Origin of the sequence: Rhizorhabdus dicambivorans, assembly GCF_002355275.1 — a bacterium.
GTDB classification, from domain to species: Bacteria; Pseudomonadota; Alphaproteobacteria; order Sphingomonadales; family Sphingomonadaceae; genus Rhizorhabdus; species Rhizorhabdus dicambivorans.
This window is the reverse complement of the sequence record NZ_CP023451.1, coordinates 217,770-233,088: the sequence shown is the minus strand read 5'-3', so window position 1 is coordinate 233,088 and position 15,319 is coordinate 217,770. Positions and strand designations below refer to the sequence as shown.

Genomic DNA, 15,319 nt, shown 5'->3' with positions numbered 1-15,319 from the left:
TCGAGGCCGAGAACTCCATGCACATCCCAAGCAACAGACGAGCGGTCGATACCATTCTGGTCGCCGCCCCGCCGCCCGTGGTCCTGGCCTATGGGATCGGTGTCGATTCCACGGCGCTGCTGATCGAACTCGAGGCGCGCGGCGAGGCGCCAGACCTGGTGCTGAGCGCCGATCCGGGCGCGGAGAAGCCCGAGACCTACGAATATCAGCGGATGATCGCCGCGTGGATGCACGCGCGCGGGATTCCCTATGAGATCGTCCGCTACGTGCCCAGGCGCTTCAAGCACTGGCCGCCCTATTATTCGATCCTCGCCAATGTCCTGACCAATGCGACTTTGCCGAGCATCAGCCTGGGACGGCATAGTTGCAGCCTCAAATGGAAGGTGGCGCCGCAAGACGCTTTCCTGAAGCAATGGGCACCGGCTCGCGCCGCATGGGCGAATGGGCAGAAGGTCGAGCGGCTGATCGGCTACGACACGTCGCCCTCCGATTCCCGGCGTCATGCCCATGCTGCCGGGCTGGACGATCCGCTGTTCCAGTGCCGCTATCCGCTGCGCGAATGGAACTGGACGCGCGATCGCTGCATCGCCCGGATCGAGGCCGCCGGTCTCCCGGTGCCGCCCAAGTCGAGCTGCTTCTTCTGCGGCGCCATCCGGCCCGATGAAGTACGCGCCCTGCCGGCGTGGTGCCTTCGCTTGATTGTCCTGATTGAGGCCCGCGCCGAACCGCGCCTGCGCACCGTCGAGGGATTGTGGCGCCGATCGACCAGGACCCGGCCCGGCAGGATCACCGATTTCATCCGCGCCGAGCGGCTGCTCCCCGAGGCCGAGATCGACGCGATCCGTCGCGATGCGCCGACCGATCTCATCCGTTTCCAGGACGCCGCCAGCATCGTGCCGATCGCCGAGCGGCCGACGATGGAAGAATGGATCGCGAGTTTCAACGCCGGCTTGATGGAGGCAGCATGACCAGCACCATATCCCGGATCGCCGAGCTCAATGACCGCGTGCGGCTCGGCCTCGATCGAAACGCGCGGATCGTGATGACGGCGACCTGTCTCGCCACATTGGCAGGCGGCGACCGCATCGTCAGCGAAGCCGTCGCCCAGGCCGCGGTACTCGCGGCCGTCCGGCGCTACGAATTCAAGCCTGATGACGGCCCGGAACGCAACTACGGGCAGTTCGAGCTCGAGGGTCACATCGTCTGCTTTCGCATCGATTATTACGATCCCTCGCTCGAATGGGGCTCGGAAGATCCTGCCGACGCCGCGGTGACCGTCCGTGTCCTGACGATCATGCTCCCCTGCGACGATTGAGCCGATCAGTCGCCTCGCCAATTTCCAACCAAAATGGAGGTAATCTTGCGCCGCATCACACCCGCGACGTCCGAGGACGGACAAGCCATTGCGATTGCCGTTGAACGCCTGCGCGAAGCCCGTAACCTGCTGCGCAGGGCGGGCGCGCGCCGCGCGGCATCGGCAGCAGGTCAGGCCATCAACAGCGCCGAAGGCGCCGCGCGGCACGTCGCGCACAGAATGCGGAGGACACACGCATGAGCAGGCACATTCTCCCGCCCAAGGCCGGCCATCCCGACGTCATCTGCGCGGCGGTAGGCTGGGACCGACCGCTCCAGACCTATTATGCTCAGGTGTGCTTTCGCACCGATGATGAGCCCGATGAAGGGGAAGCGCTGATCTGGCGGGGCACGGAACCGGGCGAGCTTCCCACGCCCGAGGCCGCGATCGCCGTTATCACGCCCTATGCGGAAATCCCGCCGAGGCTTGCCGAACAGCTCCTCGCCGACATGACCGCGACGATCGGCGAGAAGGATGGCCGGCACCAGGCCGAGGTCAAGCGGCGGCTGTTCGGCTCGATTCATTAGGATCGGGCCGTTCGAGGCAGAAACGCTTGCGCCCGGGTGTCGCCTCGATACCCTCTGCGCGCGGAGAAAACCGATGACGTCCGTACCGACAGATTATGATTCCGCCCGTGCGGCGCTGACACGGCTTATCCCGCTCGCCATGGGCGACACCGGGCAGGCGCGCCGCGTCGCGAACTTTCTGATGGCCTGGTGGAATGGCCCGGAGCTTGGTCATTTCGAGATCGCCGACATGTTCGGCCTCGACATCGACGTGGCAAACGACATCACGAGCGTGATCGGCTTTCTCGGCCAGAACGACCGCGGCGCCGTCTATATCGACGGTCTCGGTTTCGCCGAAGAGATGCAGGATGTCATTGCCCTGTGGCGGCCATCGGCAAGCGCTCCCCAGACTTGACACGCATCGCGTGATTGCGAGGCCCTGAAGTACCCGACGGCGCCGAAGTGGCGCGTCGGAGCGGCGCTGGCGCGCCTTACTCGGCCGAACGGCCGAGGAGAGGAGCGGGTGAGAGAAGGTGTTCGGACAAGGGGTTCGAGCGCACTTTCTCAGGAGACTTCCCATGAACATCGGCACCATCACCCAGAACGCCAGCGGCACCTACACCGGCAAAATCTCGACGCTCACGGTCGCGATCGTCATCGCCCTTCGCACCGTCCATTCCGCCAATCCGCGTGCGCCCAAGTTCGAGATCCTCGCGCTCTCGGCGGCACGCCAGTGGGTCCAGGTCGGCTCACTGTTCGAGCTGGCGTCCAATGCGACCGGCGAAATGTTCCTCAACGGCAAGATCGAGGATCCCAGCCTCGACAAGCCGCTCTACATCTCGGCGTTCCGTCAGGACGACGGCTCGTACAACATCGTCTGGTCGCGTCCCAACCGCCGCCGCGATGCGCCGACCGACACCGCCCCGGCCGACGACAGCCTGCCGCCGCTGCCCGGTGCGGACGAGCCGGCCAAGCCGAACGGCCTCGCCGGTACGGATGGCCTGGGTGAATCCTCGGCCGAGGGCGCGTTCGGCGGCGAGCCCGCGCAGGGCAATGGCCGCCGTCGCCGCACGCCCGAGATGGCCGACTGACGATCCTCTCTCCCTGCCGCGCGCGTCCCTCCGGCGCGCGGCAACCCCGCAGGGCTCGTTTGCCTCACGGCAAGCGGGCCCTGCCTTCGTTTCCCTGTGACCGTGTCCTCAGCTATCGTCCTCGCGCGCGCGACAGAGAGGACTTGAAATTTATCCGGAAACTCCGTACTTTCCGGACAGGAGAATCACCATGCCCCAGACTGTCAGTTCCGTTGAGGCGTCAAAGGCCTTCGGCCGCATCAGCCGCCAGGCGCTGGTTGCGCCCCTTACCATCACGCATCATGGCCACGATAGCCTCGTGTTGATGTCGGCCGCCGAATATCAGCGGCTCAAGCGGCGCGATCGCGAGGTCTTCACGTTGACTGACGTGCCGGAGGAAATCGTGGAGGGGGTTCGAGCGGCGCGAGCGCCGGCAGAAGCCGCTGCCTTCGATCACGAGGTCGAGTCCTGACGAGTGCAAATTCCCGATCCAGTTCCCGGCCTAGTAATTCGCTACTCGTATCTCTGGAGCCATGAAGCAAAGGCAGGTCACGAAGAAGGCAGCAAAGACCGTCCCTGCGCCGTGCTGCTCGCGACGACAAATAAGGCAGGCGCCAAGATGGTCACCATCCTGCCAGTGACCCATACGCCGCCGTCCGACACGAGCCTTGCCGTTGAAATTCCGCACGCGACGAAGGTTCGTCTCGGGCTCGATGATGATCGCTCGTGGGTCGTCCTCACGGAGCTCAACTATTTTCAATGGCCCGGGCCCGATCTTCGGACGGTGCCCGGAGATCCATTGGGCGAGGTTGCATACGGTCAGCTTCCAACCGCCTTCTACGAAACCATCCGCACCCGCTGGCTCGCCGCCTACGACGCCGGCAAGGTCACGCAGGTCAAGCGTACCTCCTGACCAGTATCGGCCGCGCCCGCATTTGCCACGCGGCGCGGATCATCGCGACTTCGGAGTGAGAACACATGGGAACGAACCAGCGGCACGGCAATCGGGCGGTGAGCACGGCCGAGACCTTGAGCGACAAGCAGCGGGCCGATCTCGCGGGCGCGCGACCTACGGACGAAGAGATCGCCGCCGACCGATGGGCTGATGAGCATGATACCGCGCGCGAAAGGTCCCGCCGCGCGAAACTCCGTCTGCCATTTCGCGCCTGAGGCCGCCGAGGCCGAGCAATACGAGGCTCTGCCCTCAATCCCGATCGCTGCGTCTAGCGGGCCTCGCCGAACGGGCTTGCCCGTGACCGATTGCTGAGCACGAACTCCTGAGGGCGCTCCGCCGCCGGCGCCGGGGTCAAGAGCAGCGCGCCGCGCGATCGTCCATCGGGTAGAGCCCCGCCGCGGCCAGCAGCCTTCCTTCGCCTGTTCCTGACACCTGCGGCGAGACGAAGACGTCCCGCAACCCCATCCGGTCGCCCGTGTTGCCGCTTCGCGGCTGCCCGCGCCAACTCCCTCCAGGGGTTCCCCTCCGCTGACGCTACGGTGCGGACCCTCTCCGCACGCCGCTCTTCGGTGTCACCGGCGGGAAGGCCGCTGGACCCAACGAGGAGCACTACCATGAACAACGTCAATCTCGCCGGCCGCGTCGCCAAGGACCCCGAGACCCGCGGCGCCGTCACCACCCTCATTGTCGCGACCGATCGCGTGAAGCTCAGGGACGGCAAGACCTATGTCGACGACGCCACCGGCTACACCGCCAAAGAGACAGAGTTCCACAAGGTCACCTGCTTCAACGGCCTCGGCAAGGCCGGCGCCTCGCGCAAGAAGGGCGATGTCGTCGCCATCACCGGCCGGCTGCACTATTCGAGTTGGGAGGATCGCGACGGAGTCACCCGGTACGGCTGCGAGATCATCGCCGACAAGATCGACTTCTTCTGACCCGGTAGAGCGGCGCCTGCGGGCGCCGCCCTTCAGCTCAACTGGCCCGGGAAGTTCGCGCGTCGCCCCGTCTCGAGGTTGTGGACCATGTTCTCGACGCCGATCGCGTAGAACTCGCCGACATGGAAGCTCGCCCCATCCCGGAGCTTCCACTCCTGATCGGTGACGACCTTGATCACGCTGTTCACCAGCGCGATCACGTCCTGCTCCGCCAGCGGATAGAGGATCGGCTCGATCTGCCACAGGCGGTCGCCATGAATATCACGTTGCCGCAGGAGCTGCTGATAGACGGCGAGTTTCGCCACCAGCCCCGGTGGCTCATTGCCATGCAACAGTGCAGCATATCGCGATAGACGCTCCTCATAGTTCGCCTGAATCTGGGCCTTCACTCTTCATTCCTTCAACATTGCCTGCGGCGTCGGTGCTCGATCATTTGGCGCATCCCGGCCCTTCGACAGGCTCAGGCCGGGACCGGCGCTCTACTCGCCTGCGGCTCCCGGAGCCACGGCCTTGCCGCGTCTCCGCCCTGCCGGGTTACGATCACCTTGCGGGGGTGATGGGGAGGGGGTTTCTCCTGGGACAGTATGGAGCGATTTGCTGTTAACCCGGCCGCCGCGCGGCCGGGGCAAATCCAATTCTCTCTCTAACATCTCGGTATCAGACAAGCTTCATCGCCGTAGTGTGATGTGCCTTGGGGGGCTTTCTCAAGGATGCGCGGTCCCCCCAATTTTCCCGGGACCGTCGCTGCGCTCTGGCCCCAAGAAAATCGGTTCCCCCACGCCCCGCCGAGGCGGCGCGGGGACTTGTCCCCGCGTCCCTGACAAAGCCCCGTCGGCCCATCCGATGAGATTTCATCTTTCATCCAATCCCGGATGAGAGATCGACTTGTTCGGAGGCTTTTATGACTTCTTTCAACAATTTCGCCGACCTTGCCAGCTTCGTCGCCGCGTCGCGTGAAAATGACGGACTGACCCAGACCTACGAGGGCGCGTTCATCGAACATAGCGAGATGGCCAAGCTCAGCATCGTCGAAGCGCCCGAAGCACTTGACATGCCCGATCCCGAGCAGGTGCGGGCCGCCACCGAGATGATGATGCAGACCATGTTCGACGTGCTGCGCGACACCCGCATGGAGCCGTTTGCGGCCGATCTGGCGTGGGGTTTCGCCAACAGCTTCCATGTCGTGGCGAAGCGTATCGAGGGCCGCGAGGATGACGCCGCCAAGAAGCTCGGCGATCTCGCACGCAGCTATGATCCGTCCGAGATCTACGCGACCGAACTCGAAGACACCCAGCTCCTCTGCCAGACCCTCCAGGGTTGCCGCGAGGCGATGGAATGCATGCGCGACCATGCCGCCGAGGTCTATCGGGTCGAAACCGGCAAGCCCTTCTCGCCGGTGCGGGGAAGCCGGGTTTCCAGCGCGCTTACCGCATCGATGATCGAGGCCCGCGACTATCTTGCCTCGAAAGCCCGGGAGCGCCGCGAGCAGTTCGCCCCCGAAGGCCCGGTCGTGGCGTTCTCCGGTGGTCAGGTGTGGGAGGACGTGGACCTGCTCTGGAACGGTCTCGACAGCATCAAGGCACGCATCCCGGAGATGATCCTCGCGACCACCGCGCAAGCGAAGGGCTGCGATGCCGTGGCGCACGCATGGGCGGCATCGCGCGGCGTCAAGGTCATCCAGTTCCGCCTCGATCGCAGTCAGGGCAACCGCGCCGCCTTCGTCCGCAATGACCGCATTCTCGGTCTCAAGCCGGTGGAAGCCGTCATCTGCGAAGGCTCGGGCATCCAGCAGAACCTCGCCCAGAAGCTGCGGCAGGCGGGGGTGCCGCTGCACATCGTCCGCCTCGCGCACCAGCGCACCCAGCGCAGCGCGTGAGTGCTCGCTTGGAGGGGCTCCGGCTTCGGCCGGGGCCTCTCCATCTTTTTCTGCGTGGACATGCGGCGCTCAGGGGCATCGAGCCCCTTCGCGCCGCGGGGGACTGAGCGCTGGCGCGCTCGCGCAATGGCCACCATTCGCACCGACTTCGCCCCGCCAGGCGGCCAGAGGGGAGAAGGGACGGGTGCTGCGTTCAGCAAGGGAGGACGAGATGTCCATTGTGTTTCGCATCACCACATCGGCCGACCATCAGGAACGCCAGACCGCCGTCATCAACGCCCGCCAGCTCGCCGCCTTCCGGGAATTTCTGCGCGGCCAAGGCGAGCGTCTCGACATGACCCTGCTGGATCCGGATTTCGCGGAGGACGACTATCTCTCCTATCGGTTCGAGGCGCGTGTCTGCCCGCTGGCGCTCGCCAGCATCGCACGCATCTTCGACTATCAGACCGATGTCATCACGGTGCTGGATGAGGCCCAGTTTCGCGGCCGCCGGGTCAGCGTCTATCGCGAGGGCGACACTGGCCCGATCACCCTGTCGGTCGGGCTGACCTCCGATCTCGGCCTCGAACTCGATCTGGCCTATCAGAATGCGTTCGCGCTGCTCGAAGGGCTTGGACTGCGACCGGAGAGCGTCGGCGAAATCCCGGTCGACAATGTCCGTGCCCGCCTCGCTGATCCCGCGATCCGGCGCAGCGTCGAAGCGCAGGGTGCAGCCCCATACCTGTCCCGGCTCGACCGCCTGATCGCGACCGGAGATCTTGACGACAGTTCCCGTCTGGAATGGGCATAGCCTCCGCCCGGACCAGACGTCGCGAAGGGGCGCGTCGCCGCGCGCGGCGCGCCCCGCAATGCCGCTGCGAGCCTATGCCGCGACCGGCGTTCGCGGTGTCAGCAGGGTATCGATCGCGCGCTGCAATTGGTCGGCGGCATCGACATCGTTTGTCGCCGCCAGATACTCTTTGGCCTGCCGCATCAATGCCAGCGCAAGCGCCCGTGTTACCGTCGGGTCCGTCTCCGAGAGGTCCATATCGCTACCTCGAGCGCGGTCCATCCTCGCGAGCTTCCGGGCCGTCGCTCCTCCCCGGAGAGCTCCCGCGCCGTGCGCGGGAGCCGGGGCTGGTAACACGTCGAGACATGCGCCTACGCTTTTAGTGCCAAGGCACCTGGACATGTGCGCAGGCACCCCGGCGTGAGATCACACCGAGCTGCCTTTCTCGACGGGATTACCAGTCCCGGCGCCGCAGCCTTCGCAGCGCAATCCGGCGCCTAACACAGACCTCCTGTGACACCAAGGCGAAGTCGTTTCGGCCCTGTCCAGCACCCTCCCGGATCAGTGGATTGTCCATCCGCTCCGCCCGCTGGCCGAGATCGGTGAAGGGTCCGTGCACGCCGTTCTCATAATTCGCAAAAGCCATGATGGGGCGGCGTTTCATCGTGACGACACCGGCTCGCTCGCGTGCCGCACGGACCCGTCGGTCCGCGCGCCGCTACGCCTTGCCGGAGGCGCTTCCCCGAGAGGAAAAATCTCTCACAGTCTTCCCATTCTGTCGGGCGGACGAGACCGTCTCAAGCCCGGCGGGGCCCCACCATTTTCTTCGGCGGATCGGGCGCTGCGCATCAATCTCGAACGACGGTGGCCGCCGAAGAAAATCGTGACCCCCACCGCCGCTTTGCGGTCGCCGGCAAGCCGGCGAGGCCTGACACGGTCCCGCCCGCCCGACGCCATTCCCCTGTCATTCAAGACGACAGGAGACGAACATGCAGACGATCACGAACATCGCCGCCGCCGATCAGCACGCCGCCTACTTCGCCGCCGTCGCCAATGCCGAGCGCCGCGCGATGCACAGCTACTTCGACCAGCATGTGGTCGAGCACGATGAGCTGGGGTTCCTCGCCATTGACGAGGGCGACTACGGCGCGCTCGGACAGGCGATGATCGACCGGATCGTCTACACCGCGCCGGGCGGCATCATCGACGAATTCTGAACGATAGGGGAGGGGCTGCGGCCTCTCCCCTTTTTTTGCTGGGAGAGGAACGGTCACGGGGGGCATCGAGCCCCCCATGACCGTGCCGCGGCGTTGCCGCGGCGGGGGATGATTCAGGCCTTGAGCCGCTTTTCGACTTCCTCGAAACCCAGTGTCTTGATGCGGGCCGTCAGATCGGCGAGCCGCTTAGGTTCAAGCTTCAGCAGTCCGGATTTCTCGATCGTCGCGATCGCCTGCTCGCGCTCTTTCTCTTCGAGCTTCCTGCGCCGCTCTTCCAGCCGGCGCTGATCCTCTTCGAGAGCCTGTCTCTCCTGTTCCAGTGTCTTTGCCATAGGTGCCTCTTGTGAAGGCTAATCGGGCTATGAACTGGCTGAACATAGCGCTGGTTGGTGAGGGCAGGAAGAAGAAGATTCATGGGGCTGGGCGCATCGGGCCTGCGCCCGACGACGGCTCTATTCGCTAGGGCTCCCGATGCCCTTCAGGCAACGAGAGCCCAACCTCACGGAGCCAAGGCATGCGCCTTGTCTCCGCCCTTCGGGTCACGATCCTCGCCTTTCCAACGCGGCCCTTTGGCCGACGTTGATGCTGCGCATCGGGGCTTTTCGCGCCCTGATCGGATCGGTGACACCGGCCTCGCGCGTTCCGCCTCACGGCGGCGCGTACCTCGCCGGTCCCGGCAACCGGCTCCTCTCCGACGACATCGTAACAGGCCCAGGGACAGGGGATCGGGCTCTTGGGATTAGCACACCCTACGCACCTGAAGGTGCATGAGTTCCGTTGTTTCACAACGGGTTAGCGCGGAAGGAAAGGAGACTACGTTGTAGTACGAGCTGGTGGGCGGGCAAAAACGGCGGAAATCAGCCATTCGCGCGTAGTCTGTGAGACTACGGCCTGCTGGTCCATGACGATCAACTTGCCGGAACCGGGTCGCTCGGCTATAAATAGAGCCATTCTTCAGTCCCCACCAGCCTCCCTGCTAGGAGGTTGGTCTTGGCTACCAGTTACCGGCATTACAACGTCCGCCTGGAGCGCGCCCAATGGGACCGCCTCAGCGTGATCGCCGCCGAACAGAAATTGAGCGTCGCCGACGTCATCCGGTCGGCCCTCAATGTCTTCCTTTCATCCTCCGACGTGCTGACCGCGAGCCAGCGCCGCCTGGCCCGGATCAGCGAGTTCCAGCAGCTCGTGCTCGACGTCATTCTGCGCGAGCAATATCCTGAGCTTCGCGACCGCCTCGTTGCCGAAACCGACAAGCGCCTGGTGCAATATCATGGCGCGTGAGGACATCCGCTCGAACGGGAAAAACATCCCGCTGACCCACCACTCTGCGCGCGGCCGCGTGCAGCGAAACTCGGGCAATTTCACCCGCGGCTCACAGCTTCTCACCCACGAGATGCTGATGTGGTTTTCGGGCGCGCGGCTGCCCATCATGGTCTGGTTCTTCGCCTTCCTCGCGGCCTGGTTCGTCATCCTCTCGATCCGCCTCGACGAGCACGGATTCCAGCTCGTCTGCATGAAGATCTATTCGGCGCTCTGGAACTGGGTCGACCTCAATCCCAACAAGCGCGTCAACGTCACCCTGCCCAATGGCGAGATCTACAAAACGGTCATGCCCGTGGTGCCCTATATCCCGGCCGTGCAGCAGGCCTGGGAGACCACCATCCGGGCGCTGATCGGCTCGATCCTCGTCTCGGTTTTCGTGGTCGCGCCACTCACCATCTGGTTCGTCGACATCTCGCGCAGGCGTGGGCGTTCGATCCTTCAGGAACGCCATGAGCGCGGCGCCATGCTGGTCGATCGCGCCGTGCTGGTCTCCGAAATCGCGCAGCACAATGCGGAAAAATTCGCGGAGGACGCGCGCGAGTTCTTCCCCGGCCGCTCGTCCGCCGCCGTGCTCAAATTGCCGTTCGCGACACGGAAGGCGGGCGGCATCCACCATCCCTATACGCTCGCCGGCATCCCCTATCCGCACCGCCTCGAGCAGTCCCATTCCATGCTGATCGGCACCACCGGCGCGGGCAAGACCACCGAGCTCAGGAGTCTGGTCAGCCAGATGCGCCAGCGCCAGGACAGCGCCGTGATCTTCGATCTCACCGGCGCCTATGTCGAAGCCTTCTACGATCCCATGCGCGACACGATCCTGAACCCGATGGACCAGCGCTGCCCGGCCTGGTCGATCTTCAACGACTGCTCGACCTACAGCCATTTCACGTCGGCCGCCGCGGCGCTCATTCCCTCCGATGGCGGCTCGTCCGAGCCCTTCTGGGCGCTCGCGGCCCGCACCCTGTTCATCGAGATGTGCGTCCGGCTTCAGGAGCGCGGCCAGACCACCAACCTGGCGCTCGCCGAGAACCTGATGACCGCCGATTTGAAGCGGGTGCATCGCTTCCTCGCGAACACCATCGCCGACCCGCTGACCGCCCCGGAAGCGGCCCGCATGGCGGAATCGATCCGCGCCGTCTTCAACACCAATGCGCAGGTCCTGCGTTTCCTGCCCGACGAAGGAGAGCCGTTCTCGATCCGGCACTGGATGACCACCGAGCGCGCGCCCGGATCGATCCTGTTCGTCACCTCCGACTACGACGATCTGGAGATGAACCGGCCGCTGCTGACGCTCTGGATGAACATCGCCATCACCAGCCTCATGACGCTGCCGCGCACGCGCAGCTTGCGGACCTGGTTCATGTTCGATGAGGTCGGCGCGCTGCACCGCCTGCCTGCGATCGAGAAGGGCCTGCAGACCGCGCGGAACTTCGGCGGCGCAATGATCCTGGGGCTCCACAGCTTCCAGAAGCTCGTCGAGGTCTATGGCGAGGAAGGCGCGCGAAATCTCGCCTCGCTCGCCCGCTCCAAGCTCATCCTCGCGACCAGCGAGTTCAAGACCGCCGAGGAGTGCTCGCAGTACATCGGCAACCGCGAAGTGCGGCAGATGGATGAGGCCTATAGCTACGGCTACAACAACAATCGCGACGCCTCGACCCTGACTCCGCGCAAGCAGGTCGAGCCCCTCGTGATCCCCGACGACATCACCAACCTGCCCTCGATGCACGGGTTCGTGAAATTCCCCGACGGTTTCCCGGCCGCGCGCATCCTTCTCGAATGGAAGAACTACCCCATCGTGGCGCCGGGCTTCCTGAAGCGTCCCGTGATGCAGCCCGTCCGGTCCAAGCGCGGGGAGGAGATTTTCGACGAGGAGGGCGGTGAGGCCGGCGGCAGGGACGGCGCCGTCCAGATCGTGGATGAGGTGGTCGAGCCAACCAATCTTGCGAAGGAAATGGCGGCGCGGATCCTGCAGTCGCCGAGCGAGGACCAGGCCGCCGAAACCCATCGTACCGCCCCGCGTAGCGATGACCGGCCGGTGCCCCCGCAGGCGAAGGGAGCGGGCGGCGGCAAGGAGGACGGCGCGCGCGGCAGGGACGCCCAGCAGGAGACCGGCCAGCGGCCCGCCGACGACCGGCGCGGACCGTCACCGCAGGCGCCGCAAGTCGAGGATCAGACCCTCATCGAACTGCGTCAGGGCTTCGCCGCGGGCCGTGACCAGGACGATCTCGACATGGGGATCTGATCCATGCTCTCGGTCGCCGCCGTCCGTTCCGCATCAGGCGCCGCGAACTATTTCGCGAAGGACGACTTCAAGGACAATTACTACACGGCCGATGGCTCCTCCGAGGTCAGTGCCTGGGGCGGGGCAGGGGCCGAAGCCCTCGCGCTTGAAGGCGAAGTCAGCCGCGAAAGCTTCGAGCAGATTCTGAGCGGCGTCCTGCCGAGCGGAGAGGGCGTCGCCCAGGTCGAAAACCGGCGCAACGGTGTCGACCTCACCTTCTCCGCGCCCAAGTCCGTGTCGGTCATGGCCTATGTCGCCGGCGACAAGCGGGTGCTCGCCGCCAACATGGTCGCGGTCCAGAAAACCATGGCCTGGGTCGAGAAGAATCTCGCCGAAGGGCGCAAGGACGTCGAGGGTCGCAAGGTGCCGGTGCCGACCGGCAAGCTCGTCTATGCGCTGTTCCAGCACGACACCAGTCGCGCGCTCGATCCGCAGGCCCATGTCCACTCCGTCATCGCCAATCTGACCCAGATGCCCGACGGCAAATGGCAGGCGCTGCACGCCGACAAGATCTGGTCGAATAACGCGGTCGTCGGGGCGATCTACCACGCCTACCTGCGCGCCGGGCTGGAGAAGCTCGGCTACCAGGTCGAGCTCAAGGGCAAGCACGGCACGTTCGAGATCATGGGCGTGCCCAAGGCGATCATCGATGCCTTCAGCCAACGGCGCGAGGCGATCCTCGAGAAGGCGGCCGAGCTCGGCATCGTCTCGGCCAAGGGGCGCGACGGCGTGACCACCACCACCCGCGATCCCAAGCTCAATGTCGAGGACCGCGACGGGCTCCTCAAAGGATGGATCGACAAGGCGGCGGAGCTCGGGTTCGACGGCAAAGGACTGCTCGCCTCGGCGCTGGCCCGGGCAGGGCAGGGCGCCGCCGACAACAAGCTGGAGCGGGGCTTCCGGGCGGTCACCGACGCGATCGCCGGCGCGCGCGATCTCATCGGCGGCTTCCTTCGCTCGCCCGATCCGCTGATCGACAGCGGCCTTGCCCGCGCCACCAAATCGCCGGCCGTCGCCCGGACGCAATTGGCGGTAGCCTCGGCCGTCCGCATCCTCGCCGAACGCGAGGCGGCGTTCGACGTCAACAAGCTCTCCAAGACCGCGCTGGACCTCGGCCTGAAGGGCGTCACCATCGAGACGGTCGAGCACCGGATCGAGCAGCTCTACGACAACCGCCAGCTAATCCCCGGTGTCGCCCGCGCCGGCGACAAGGGCGTCCGGATGGTGACCACCCAGGAGGCGCTGCGCACCGAGGAAGCCGTTCTCAAGGCGGTCGATGCGGGCGTGGGCAAGGCGGTGCCGATACTCCCCGCGCAGGATGGGCCCGCCCGCCTGCAGGAGGTCGCCGATCGCCCGCTCAATGCGGGGCAGCTCGCAGCCGCGACCCTGATCCTCTCCTCCGAAGATCGGACCGTGACTGTCCAGGGCGTCGCCGGCGCCGGGAAGTCGACCATGCTGCAGGCGGTTGCCCGGATCGCGGAAGGCGAAGGCAAGGATGTGCTGGGCCTGGCCTTCCAGAACAAGATGGTCGCCGACCTCGCCGAAGGGGCCGGGATCAAGAGCCAGACGATCGCCTCGTTCGTGCTCGCCAACGAGCGCTACCTGACCGAGCGCGATACGCCGCGCTACGAGGAGGCGCGCGAGCGGCTCGGCGGCGCGATGCTGGTCGTGGACGAGACCTCGATGGTCTCCAGCGCCGACATGCTGAAGCTTCACAGCATCGTCGAGGCGCTCGGCATCGACAAGCTCGTGCTGGTTGGCGATCGCCAGCAGCTCTCCTCGATCGACGCCGGCAAGTCCTTCGCGATGATCCAGGCCGCCGGCGGCACGATGGCCCGAATGGACGAGAATATCCGTCAGCGGACCGACACGCTGCGCACCGTCGCCGCGCTCGCCAATGTCGGTAAGGCGGGCGAGGCGATGAAGGTGCTGGGCGATAACGTCCACGAAAGCGCGAACCCGCCCGAAGAGGCCGCCGACAGGTGGCTCGCGCTGGGGGCGGACGACCGTGCCGCGACCCAGGTGTTTGCGTCTGGCCGGGAGTCCCGCGCCATCATCAACCAGCGCATCCAGGACGGCCTTGCCGCCGAGGGCACCGTGCGGGGCGAGGGCATCCATCTCATCGTCTATGACCGCGTGAACCTGACCCGCGAGGAGCTTCGCTACGCCGCCAGCTATCGGCCCGGCCTCACCCTCGATGTCGGCCGCGGCGGCGCGCAGGACGTCGGGCTCGCGCAGGGACGCTATGACGTCTCCAGGGTGCTGCCCTCGGGCAAGGTCGAACTGGTCGATGGGCGCCGCAAGATTCGCTTCGACCCGCAGCGCCTCTCGCCCACCGAAAAGCGGGACCGGCTCGAACTCACCGAGAAGAAGGATCTGCATGTCCGCGAGGGGGATCGCATCCGCTGGACCGCGAACGACAAGCCGCGCGACCTGCACAACGCGGCGCTCGCCCGGATCATCTCGGCCGATGCCTCGGGCATCACCGTCGAGACGGCGGGCAATCAGACCCTGACATTGGCGCCGGGCGATCCGATGCTCTCGCGTTTGGACCTCGCCTACGCGCTCAACATGCACATGGCGCAGGGCATCACCACCGACAAGGCGATCACGGTCATGGACAGCCATGAGCGCAACCTGTCGAACCAGCGCCTGTTCAATGTGGGCGTGACGCGGGTGCGCGACGAACTCACCATGATCGTGGACGATAAGGAAAAGCTCGAACGCCAGCTCGACCACAATGCCGGCAACAAGACCTCGGCCCTAGAGACGGTCGGCCGCCTCGATATCGACGGCAAGAAGGGCGGCGCCAAGCCGGTGAAGTTCGATCCCGGCCCGATCGACGGGATCAACCTCGCGGATCAGCCGGACATCCTCGCCGATCTTCCCCCCCTTCCGGACGGGCCGCTTGAGCCCGCAGCACCGATCAAGGGCGACGGCCTCAAGGCGCCCCCGGATCTCAAGCCCGAAAAGGCAGACCTGCTGCCGCCGCTGCCCGAGCGCAGCCTGGGCCTTGCTCTTTGATGACGAACG

General features: G+C 65.6%; 18 protein-coding genes. 15 read left to right on the top strand and 3 right to left on the bottom strand.

The features are described 5' to 3' along the window. Positions 1-17: 17 nt before the first annotated feature. The 9 genes from CMV14_RS25680 (at position 18) to CMV14_RS25635 (ending at position 4,820) form a co-directional block, all read left to right on the top strand. Positions 18-968, top strand: a complete 951-nt coding sequence (locus CMV14_RS25680; RefSeq protein ID WP_062787876.1) for an adenine nucleotide alpha hydrolase family protein — start codon at positions 18-20, stop codon at positions 966-968. Continuing rightward, complete coding sequence (locus tag CMV14_RS25675; protein WP_030090586.1) at positions 965-1,315, top strand: DUF3768 domain-containing protein; 351 nt, start codon at positions 965-967, stop codon at positions 1,313-1,315. Before CMV14_RS25680 ends, CMV14_RS25675 begins: the two co-directional genes overlap by 4 nt. Positions 1,316-1,360: 45 nt before the next feature. Beyond that, on the top strand, positions 1,361-1,555 hold the full coding sequence (locus CMV14_RS25670; RefSeq protein ID WP_083216155.1) for a hypothetical protein: 195 nt from the start codon (positions 1,361-1,363) through the stop codon (positions 1,553-1,555). Further along, positions 1,552-1,881: a hypothetical protein gene (locus CMV14_RS25665; protein WP_062787874.1), complete on the top strand. Its 330-nt coding sequence runs from the start codon at positions 1,552-1,554 to the stop codon at positions 1,879-1,881. The genes CMV14_RS25670 and CMV14_RS25665 overlap by 4 nt, the downstream gene beginning before the upstream one ends. A gap of 73 nt (positions 1,882-1,954) precedes the next feature. Further along, complete coding sequence (locus CMV14_RS25660) at positions 1,955-2,275, top strand: DUF7673 family protein (protein WP_030090587.1); 321 nt, start codon at positions 1,955-1,957, stop codon at positions 2,273-2,275. A 163-nt stretch (positions 2,276-2,438) separates the two neighbouring features. Next, positions 2,439-2,951: a DUF736 domain-containing protein gene (locus CMV14_RS25655; protein WP_062787872.1), complete on the top strand. Its 513-nt coding sequence runs from the start codon at positions 2,439-2,441 to the stop codon at positions 2,949-2,951. 190 nt (positions 2,952-3,141) lie between these two features. Beyond that, a complete protein-coding gene (locus tag CMV14_RS25650) occupies positions 3,142-3,402 on the top strand; it encodes a type II toxin-antitoxin system Phd/YefM family antitoxin (RefSeq protein ID WP_037505398.1) in 261 nt (86 codons plus the stop codon). Positions 3,403-3,405: 3 nt separating this feature from the next. After that, positions 3,406-3,843: a hypothetical protein gene (locus tag CMV14_RS25645; protein WP_030090590.1), complete on the top strand. Its 438-nt coding sequence runs from the start codon at positions 3,406-3,408 to the stop codon at positions 3,841-3,843. A gap of 656 nt (positions 3,844-4,499) precedes the next feature. Beyond that, a complete protein-coding gene (locus CMV14_RS25635) occupies positions 4,500-4,820 on the top strand; it encodes a single-stranded DNA-binding protein (protein ID WP_062787869.1) in 321 nt (106 codons plus the stop codon). A gap of 32 nt (positions 4,821-4,852) precedes the next feature. On the opposite strand, the gene CMV14_RS25630 is transcribed toward CMV14_RS25635, so the two are convergent. Continuing rightward, positions 4,853-5,209 (bottom strand): hypothetical protein, encoded by a 357-nt coding sequence (locus CMV14_RS25630; protein WP_066703409.1) that lies wholly within the window; start codon positions 5,207-5,209, stop codon positions 4,853-4,855. Positions 5,210-5,721: 512 nt separating this feature from the next. On the opposite strand from CMV14_RS25630, the gene CMV14_RS25625 reads away from it, so the two are divergent. Continuing rightward, a complete protein-coding gene (locus CMV14_RS25625) occupies positions 5,722-6,696 on the top strand; it encodes a DUF2493 domain-containing protein (RefSeq protein WP_030090592.1) in 975 nt (324 codons plus the stop codon). A gap of 211 nt (positions 6,697-6,907) precedes the next feature. After that, positions 6,908-7,486, top strand: coding sequence for a hypothetical protein (locus CMV14_RS25620; protein ID WP_030090593.1), 579 nt, complete (start codon positions 6,908-6,910; stop codon positions 7,484-7,486). A gap of 72 nt (positions 7,487-7,558) precedes the next feature. On the opposite strand, the gene CMV14_RS26965 is transcribed toward CMV14_RS25620, so the two are convergent. Beyond that, positions 7,559-7,723: a hypothetical protein gene (locus CMV14_RS26965; protein WP_157077779.1), complete on the bottom strand. Its 165-nt coding sequence runs from the start codon at positions 7,721-7,723 to the stop codon at positions 7,559-7,561. 731 nt (positions 7,724-8,454) lie between these two features. Between CMV14_RS26965 and CMV14_RS25610 the strand changes: the two genes are divergently transcribed. Next, positions 8,455-8,682 (top strand): hypothetical protein, encoded by a 228-nt coding sequence (locus tag CMV14_RS25610; protein WP_066703412.1) that lies wholly within the window; start codon positions 8,455-8,457, stop codon positions 8,680-8,682. 113 nt (positions 8,683-8,795) lie between these two features. On the opposite strand, the gene CMV14_RS25605 is transcribed toward CMV14_RS25610, so the two are convergent. Then, a complete protein-coding gene (locus tag CMV14_RS25605) occupies positions 8,796-9,014 on the bottom strand; it encodes a hypothetical protein (protein ID WP_030090596.1) in 219 nt (72 codons plus the stop codon). Positions 9,015-9,672: 658 nt separating this feature from the next. Here CMV14_RS25605 and CMV14_RS25600 point away from each other — a divergent pair. From CMV14_RS25600 to mobF, 3 genes are read left to right on the top strand one after another with little or no spacing between them, the layout of a single operon-like run. Next, positions 9,673-9,963, top strand: a complete 291-nt coding sequence (locus tag CMV14_RS25600; RefSeq protein WP_030090597.1) for a hypothetical protein — start codon at positions 9,673-9,675, stop codon at positions 9,961-9,963. After that, entirely contained in the window at positions 9,953-12,247 is a 2,295-nt protein-coding gene (locus CMV14_RS25595) for a type IV secretion system DNA-binding domain-containing protein (protein WP_030090598.1), read from the top strand. Before CMV14_RS25600 ends, CMV14_RS25595 begins: the two co-directional genes overlap by 11 nt. A gap of 3 nt (positions 12,248-12,250) precedes the next feature. Further along, positions 12,251-15,310 carry a MobF family relaxase gene (mobF, locus tag CMV14_RS25590; RefSeq protein ID WP_066703415.1) on the top strand — a complete coding sequence of 1,020 codons (3,060 nt, stop codon included), beginning with the start codon at positions 12,251-12,253 and terminating at the stop codon, positions 15,308-15,310. Positions 15,311-15,319 lie beyond the last annotated feature (9 nt).

Coding starts and splice junctions, on each gene's coding strand:
- CMV14_RS25680 (WP_062787876.1), top strand. CDS start 18: ATGCACATCCCAAGCAACAGACGAGCGGTCGATACCATTCTGGTCGCC.
- CMV14_RS25675 (WP_030090586.1), top strand. CDS start 965: ATGACCAGCACCATATCCCGGATCGCCGAGCTCAATGACCGCGTGCGG.
- CMV14_RS25665 (WP_062787874.1), top strand. CDS start 1,552: ATGAGCAGGCACATTCTCCCGCCCAAGGCCGGCCATCCCGACGTCATC.
- CMV14_RS25660 (WP_030090587.1), top strand. CDS start 1,955: ATGACGTCCGTACCGACAGATTATGATTCCGCCCGTGCGGCGCTGACA.
- CMV14_RS25655 (WP_062787872.1), top strand. CDS start 2,439: ATGAACATCGGCACCATCACCCAGAACGCCAGCGGCACCTACACCGGC.
- CMV14_RS25650 (WP_037505398.1), top strand. CDS start 3,142: ATGCCCCAGACTGTCAGTTCCGTTGAGGCGTCAAAGGCCTTCGGCCGC.
- CMV14_RS25635 (WP_062787869.1), top strand. CDS start 4,500: ATGAACAACGTCAATCTCGCCGGCCGCGTCGCCAAGGACCCCGAGACC.
- CMV14_RS25625 (WP_030090592.1), top strand. CDS start 5,722: ATGACTTCTTTCAACAATTTCGCCGACCTTGCCAGCTTCGTCGCCGCG.
- CMV14_RS25620 (WP_030090593.1), top strand. CDS start 6,908: ATGTCCATTGTGTTTCGCATCACCACATCGGCCGACCATCAGGAACGC.
- CMV14_RS26965 (WP_157077779.1), bottom strand. CDS start 7,723: ATGGACCTCTCGGAGACGGACCCGACGGTAACACGGGCGCTTGCGCTG.
- CMV14_RS25610 (WP_066703412.1), top strand. CDS start 8,455: ATGCAGACGATCACGAACATCGCCGCCGCCGATCAGCACGCCGCCTAC.
- CMV14_RS25605 (WP_030090596.1), bottom strand. CDS start 9,014: ATGGCAAAGACACTGGAACAGGAGAGACAGGCTCTCGAAGAGGATCAG.
- CMV14_RS25595 (WP_030090598.1), top strand. CDS start 9,953: ATGGCGCGTGAGGACATCCGCTCGAACGGGAAAAACATCCCGCTGACC.
- mobF (WP_066703415.1), top strand. CDS start 12,251: ATGCTCTCGGTCGCCGCCGTCCGTTCCGCATCAGGCGCCGCGAACTAT.